The 6,008-nt window shown below is 50.1% G+C and carries 1 protein-coding gene; it reads left to right on the forward strand.

Annotated elements, in window-relative coordinates; translation table 11 throughout:
- Positions 1-6,008 (forward strand): leucine-rich repeat protein (locus tag E6072_RS08795; RefSeq protein WP_316695137.1); only part of this gene is annotated, 6,008 nt, incomplete at both ends.

Consider the following 6,008-nt stretch of genomic DNA (forward strand, 5'->3'; position numbering starts at 1 on the left):
GTAACCAAATCAAAGAAGTAAAGATTCCATCTACTGTCACCGAGTTTGGTCCGGAAGTGTTTGCGAATAATAAGCGTTGGGTGGTGCTGGAAAAGGCTGATAGGCAACAACCGCTCCCGGCCGCGGTAAAGTCCGAAAAGTACAAGTCCGGGTTTGGTCAGGTGGCTGCGGGGGATGCGGTCTCGATCACCATTAACTACATTGATGCGGATACTAATAAACCTTTGCGCAGCCCCCAGGTTTTGCAAAGTGAGTTCACGGAGCCGGACGGGGTCTATTTCGCGGGCGAAGAAAACACTATTGAGGCACCGCAGCTGACTGGCTACGCGGTAACCCCAGATTCTCAAAAGATAACCCCGCAGGCCGGGGCAGACAATGAGGTCACTTTTAAGTACAAGAAAACCGATTTCTCGCCCAAGATCAGCGGGAAAATTGTAAAGCATATTTCCAAAGGCGGTGACGGTACCAAAGCGGCTTTGCTGGCAGGGGTAACCGCGACGGACACTGACGGGAATGATATTACGGATTCCCTGACAGTTTCTCCCGAATCGATTGACACCAGTGTGCAAGAGGCTACCTACGATGTCTACTACACCGCTAAGGATTCTAAGGGGCGCACTAAGACCGTTAAGGGCAAGGTGGCAGTAGGTCCGGATTGGCCAGAAAAAACTATCTGCCCCGGCTGGCAAGTAAAAGACTTCAAATATAAGACCTGGACTGATTCGAAAGACAAACAGTGGAACTCTATAGCTGGCTTTAGTGCTGAGGGGTTAGCCAAATATAGAGCCAGTAAGACTAAGAATAGTTCAGATTGGTGCTGGCCGACTGTCGGTGATAAAGGACAGCCGATTGACTCTATTTACGAGGACGCATTCCGATCGACGCCTTTGACTTCGGTGCCAGATTCTTGGGGGAGTATAGAATACATCGGAATGCGAGCCTTTTCAGGCTCTAAACTTACCGCGGTGCCGGATTCTTGGGGCAAAGTCGAAACAATTAGAGATTTAGCATTTACCGGTAACCAGCTAACCACCCTTCCTAAATCATGGGGGGATGTCTCCTATCTGGGTGAAGACGCTTTTAGCGACAATAATATTGCAGCGCTGGAAGCACCCTGGGGCAAGATTACCGAGCTTCGGGAGGGTGTATTTAAAGGCAATAAAATAGTTTCGGTGCCGGACTCTTGGGGCGACATAACTCGTATTGGTCAACTAGCATTTTTCGGGAACCAGCTAACTGCCCTTCCCGATTCTTGGGGGAAAGTAGCTACTCTGGGAAGGCATGCCTTCTACAACAATAAGCTGACTGCGCTGCCGAATTCTTGGGGGAAAATCACCTCTTTACCCTATAGCGTTTTTGAATCCAACCAGTTAGTTTCCTTACCCGCATGGGGTAAGGTTACGGAAGTTGCTGACTCCGCGTTCAAAAATAATCAAATAACTGCGCTCCCTGACTCATGGGATGAAGTCGCTAGCGTGGGTGAAGCCGCGTTCGCGAATAATAAAATCGCTGCGTTACCTGCTAACTGGGGTAAGATTACCTCTCTGCCCTCGTGGGTGTTTAATAATAACCAGATAGCTTCGCTGCCAGCTTGGGGGGCAATTACCAGCATTGGGAATTATGCATTTGAGAAAAACAAACTAACTAAACTCCCAGATTCTTGGGAAAACGTGTCTCGACTAGGCACGAGTAGTTTTGCTTCTAACCTGTTAACTTCTTTGCCAGACTCCTGGGGCAAGATAACCGTTATCCCCGAAAAGGCTTTCTACGATAACCAACTGGCCTCGCTGCCCGCCTGGGGATCGGTGACCACTATCGGTAAGAACTCGTTCGTGCGAAATAACCTCACGGTACTTCCGGACTCGTGGGACAGTGTAACCACCATTGAACCTTGTGCTTTTGCGGGTAAGAACATTTATAAAGATAACGCTTATCCCGATTACCGTTGTTACCCGTCTGAGGCAAATACCGGTACTAATATTAACCAGATTCAATCCCTGCCTTCTTCTTGGGGGAAGGTGAAGACTATTGGGGCTCAGGCTTTTATGGGTAATGCCCTCACCGGTCTGCCGGATTCGTGGGGTAGCGTTACTACTATCGGCGCCGAGAGTTTCAAAGATAATAAAATCACGGCTCTGACCGCTCCTTGGGATACATTTACTCAGATTCCCCGTGGTGCGTTCTTAAACAATGAAATAGTTTCTCTGCCACCCTCTTGGGGCAAGATTACTGTAATCGGAAGGTACAGTTTCTTGGATAATCGGCTCAAGGCTTTACCCAGTTCCTGGGGTGAGGTTACCGAAATTCACTATGGGGCTTTTGCCAATAATGAGTTGACGGCGATACCGGATTCTTGGGGCAAGATATCGATCTTAGGTGGGCGTGAGCGGGGAGCACCTATATCCCGCTGGGACCCTCGTGCTAATGTTTTTGGGTATTCTACCTCTAACTCGCAGTCAAAGGATATAGACAAAGAGAAAAGTAAAAATAATATCACCGCTCTCCCGGATTCTCTTGGTAATTTGTACTACATCGAGCCTGATACTTTTTCCTCGAACATTCCGCGAGGAATGGTATTTACGGTTCCGGATGCTCCCCTGATTCATGACGGTCAGCAGTATGATCATCTAGAACATGCAGTAGAAATGTTCTCAGGCGTAGGTTGGGGTAAAGGCGGCGCTGGCTCTAATACTACCTACGGCGGTCTTAATGGGCCTATATATCTGCGACCGGAGTCGGGTAAGAACCCCAATAATGTTTCTGGATATACTACTGGCTATGGTAACGACGTCATTATCCTCACCGATTCTCAGGTGCGGGTACGCTACCTTGATCAGGAAACCGGTCAGCCGTTGGCACCGGAAATAAACCGCCCAATTAGCAGTCAAGAGGGCGATAGCAACCAGAATTATGTGCTAGTGCCGCCGATGATTAAGGGCTATTCGCTGCCTCCTAGCCAGACCATTAAGTTAGACGGAAACGACAAGGACATAGTTTTCCGTTACCAGAAGGCTCCGGCAGAGATGATGGGCTCTTATGCGCGTCTGAATTTGACTGGAAAAATAAACCAGCCTGGCTGGCCTGAGTCCAATGAGTTAGAAGAGGAATTCGGTAATAATATGCGCGTTGACCTCACCTACGGTGGGGACGCCGGAACCTCGGTAGTTAAGGATGGGGTCATTCGGTTAACTTATGATCCTACCCGGGTAGAAGTTGCGGATTGGGATAAAAGTTCCAGCAAATTCTTTACCTCAGTTAAAGTAGTTGCTCCGGGAGTGCTGGAAGTTAAACTGAAGCCGAATTACGATAGCTCGACTCGAACCAGTATTCCTATTTACTGGCGTATAAAAAAGAGGATCACCGCCTCGGATGCGGTTTTCCCGGTCAAAGCGGAACTGGTGGATACTGCCGCGGACGGGAAGCAGTATGTGTTGACCCCTCACCCAGAATCTAAACCGGGACCGGTGAACCTTAAGGGATACTATCCGCTGCCTTCTTTCACGAAGGATACAGTGGGCTGTTATCTTGCCGTATGCAGGGACTACGATGACGATCCGGAAGGGGACGTCAGCACCTCTGGCAATAACGCGGTCACCTTTACTTTTGGAGTAAAGAATTTGATGCGGAACGTGCGGGGTTACACTATTGAGGATCAGCTGCCGCTATACACCAAGACTGATGGAACCCAGGCACGCGCCCAGTTCGTAGCCTCTGAAAACCCGGGGTGGGAGCTAGGGGAAGATGGGGTCACCCTCACCTACACCAATACCGAAAAACGTCTGCATACGGAGAGCTCCGGTCTAGGTAGCTTGAAGTTGCATTTCCCGGGGGCAAAGAAACAAAAACGGATTGATAACCACGCCGATTTCACCCTCACTCCCGAGGAGCAAGGTCCGAAAGAACCGCTGCTTACGGGGGCGGCAGATACTAACTTCAGCTTCTATAAGCCGATGGAGACTGCACCTCCAGGGGTTCCCCTAACGAAGGTTGCTGCTGGCCCGCACTTCCGTGATGGAGCCGCGGTAATCTACGACACTAAGCAAGATCGCTCTCTTGAAATCGATTGGAATGTACTGACCAATAACATTACGGATACCCCTGTCACCCTAAATCTTAGGGACTTTGACCTTGATGACCGTTTGCAGTACACCGGTATTACCCCTGACCCGGTATTTGTGGGGGGCACCCTAGAGATTATTAGTCCCACTGGCGAACCGGATAAATATAAAGTTCTTTATTCCATGGGCATTACGGGAACTGACCGGATCGACCTGCCGGAGGATCTTACCTCCTACCAGAACATCCAGTTGCGGTGGCGCAGCGTTAAGGCTACGCAGCCAGGACAAAAAACTATTACCAAGATTCACACCAAGCTGCGCAACCCGGATAGCAACCTCTGTGAGGAGCTGAAGTGCCAAGCCGACCTCAGAAATAAGGTACAGGGCGGAAAACGTATTAAAGAGGATCATGTCAAGGTGCTGCCCGAGGGCAAGAAGCTTAAAGCTCGCAAAGTCAACACTTTTGACAAGGCAACTCTCGCCGGTAAAACCGGTACCTATACCGTGGGCGCGGAGCTAGAAACCGATTATGGTGATCCCTTAACCGGTTTTGAGCTGGTAGATGTGCTACCTAGAGGCTTGGAAGTTAACCGGGTGACGCTGACTAAAACGTTTGCGGAACTACCTGGAGCCCGTTACCAGATTCTTTCTAACTTCAATGGGACAGGACGCGTAGCGGTTCGTTTCCAAGCGGACCAGGTCACGGATCCCAGCCAGGTATACAGTGTGGGACAGCTAGAGACCACTATTACCAGGGGTGTTATCGACGGTGACATCATTAACGAAGCGTTCGTGCATGCTCAAGGTAAGGTTGAGTACCCAGAAGACAAAAGCGATAGAAACAAAGACAGATGGGCAACCACGGTCAAAGACCCGATTGCCGGTTCTGGAACGTGGTCAAGAGCGGAAAACACTACCCGAGTAGCTGTAGGGGATGAAACCTATATCTACAAGCGGATTAAGGAGCGCAAGCCAAACGCGCCCTGGGTTACCGAGATTAAGACTGTCGGGGGAGCGAAATTCGATTATCAGCTTCGCCTCGGCTACGGAACTAATCCGGAGCAAAATCCGGTGATCTATGACTTACTACCAGTGGCAGGTACCCCTGCCCGCAGCGGTTCCACCCTGATAAACCAGTACGATCCCAGCGGGCAAATCAGCTTCGAAATGGTAGATGGCACCGCAGCTAACGGTTGGAATACCTTCTATACCTGCGATACTGGTATCGCGAAAGATAACCTAGATCGCGCCAACTGGCAGAGCGCTCCCTGCCCGACGGTAACGGGGTTGAAATTTACTAATAACAACCCGCAGCAGCCGAGCAGCGAAGTACGGATCACGGTACCGATGATTGCTGGCCCGGTGGGTGCGGATCCGCGTTCCCAAGAGCATTTGGGCAAAAAGGCAATCAATGATTTCTGGAGTGTGCATAGTTCACACGAAGGCAAACTGGAATCTAACCCGGTGATTAACACCCTGGTGCCGCCGGCGGTAAATATCGAGCTGACCAAGTACGGATACAAAGCTGAACCATTACAGACAGCGCAGAAGAAACTGCTCGCAGGAGCCAAATTCGGCCTCTACGATAAAGAGGGAGCGCTGCAAGCCAGTGCCATCTCGGACTCTAACGGCCGGGTAAAGTTCACGAATGTGACTGCCACCCCGGGGTGGACGGTGCGAGAGATCGAAGCTCCCACGGGATATGCCATTACCGATAAGGCATATATGCTGTCTGCTACCGACTTTAATGCCACCAATTATGATTCCACTACCGGCACCTACAAGATTAAACTGCCTGATGTTACCAATATTGGCAAGTGGTATCCTCTTGAGCCGATTACTGGTACTGCCGAGTTTAAGAAAGTGGATAAGAACGGTCAGCCTTTAGCGGGTATTGAATTCACGATCACTCCGCAACCGGTGCTACAGAACGATGGCACCATGTTTGTG

Origin of the sequence: Varibaculum cambriense, assembly GCF_032557235.1 — a bacterium.
Classification (GTDB): Bacteria; Actinomycetota; Actinomycetes; order Actinomycetales; family Actinomycetaceae; genus Varibaculum; species Varibaculum cambriense_C.